Annotated in this window: 1 protein-coding gene; it reads left to right on the top strand. The window is 73.7% G+C overall.

From position 1 onward, the window contains the following. Positions 1–309: 309 nt before the first annotated feature. Positions 310–1,294 (top strand): aldo/keto reductase (locus BAW75_RS08575; protein ID WP_208635208.1); only part of this gene is annotated, 985 nt, incomplete at its 3' end.

The raw sequence follows: 1,294 nt of genomic DNA, 5'->3' as shown, positions 1-1,294 counted from the left end.
ATGGCCTTCGGCTTCCACTCATCCGAAGCCCTCATTGCCATGGCCATGCTCAGCCTCGGCGGCCACCGACCCGAACTACCCCGCCCATGAACACCCGACCCACACATCCGTCACAAGACCCATATTTATGACTCTCAGGCATAACGCGTTCACCGCGACCGTCCACCGCCTGGCGTCACGCGGCGTGATCGCGCCCGGACTCTTCGGCTACGAACCGGCCCGCGATCGCCGGGAAGATGACAGGATGCGGCGGTGGCAGTCGACAAGCGACAGTTGGGGCGCAGCGGCATCGAGGTGAGCGCCCTCGGTATGGGGTGCTGGGCCATCGGCGGCCCCTGGGCCGAGGGCGCCCGCCCGCTGGGCTGGGGCCAGGTCGACGACGACGAGTCGGTACGCGCGATCCGCCGCGCGCTCGACCTCGGTGTCACGCTGTTCGACACCGCCGACACGTACGGCGCCGGGCACGGCGAGCGGGTGCTCGGCCGGGCGCTCGCCGGGCGGCGCGGCGAGGCCGTGATCGCCACGAAGTTCGGTTACACGTTCGACGAGAGCGCCCGGCAGGCCACCGGGGAGAACGCCTCGCCGCACTACCTGCGCCGGGCGGTGACCGACTCGCTGCGCCGGCTGGGCACCGACCACATCGACCTCTACCAGCTGCACCTCGGTGACCTGCCGCTGCCCCGGGCCGAGGCGCTCATCGGCACGCTCGACGACCTGATGGACGACGGCCTGATCCGGGGGTACGGCTGGAGTACCGACCGGGCCGACCGGGCCGCCGCGTTCGCCCAGGTCGCCCGGGGCGCCGCCGCCGTGCAGCACGCGCTGTCGGTGCTCCGCGACGCCCCGGCCATGCTCGACGCCTGCGACAAGCACGACCTGGCCAGCCTGGCCCGGGGACCGCTCGGGATGGGGCTGCTCACCGGCAAGTACACGCCGGAGTCGACGCTGCCCCGCGACGACGTACGCGGACTCGGGCCGACCTGGCTGGAGTGGTTCCGCAGCGGCCGGCCCGCCCCGGAGTGGCTGCGCCGGGTCGGTGCCGTCCGCGACGCGTTGACCGCCGACGGCCGTACCCTCGCGCAGGGGGCGATCGGGTGGATCTGGGCGCGCAGCGGCCGCGCGGTGCCGATCCCCGGCGCCCGTACCGTCGCCCAGGTCGAGGAGAACGCGGCAGCGCTGAGCTGGGGTCCGCTCGCCCCGGACCACTTCGCCGAGGTGGAGCGGCAGCTGGCGGCGGTACGCTCGGCAGCCCTCCGGGACGCCGACCGCCCCCACTGGCCGATGCCCCCGGTCC

This window comes from Micromonospora chalcea, from assembly GCF_002926165.1.
GTDB lineage: Bacteria > Actinomycetota > Actinomycetes > Mycobacteriales > Micromonosporaceae > Micromonospora > Micromonospora chalcea.
This window is presented reverse-complemented; position numbering and strand designations above follow the sequence as displayed.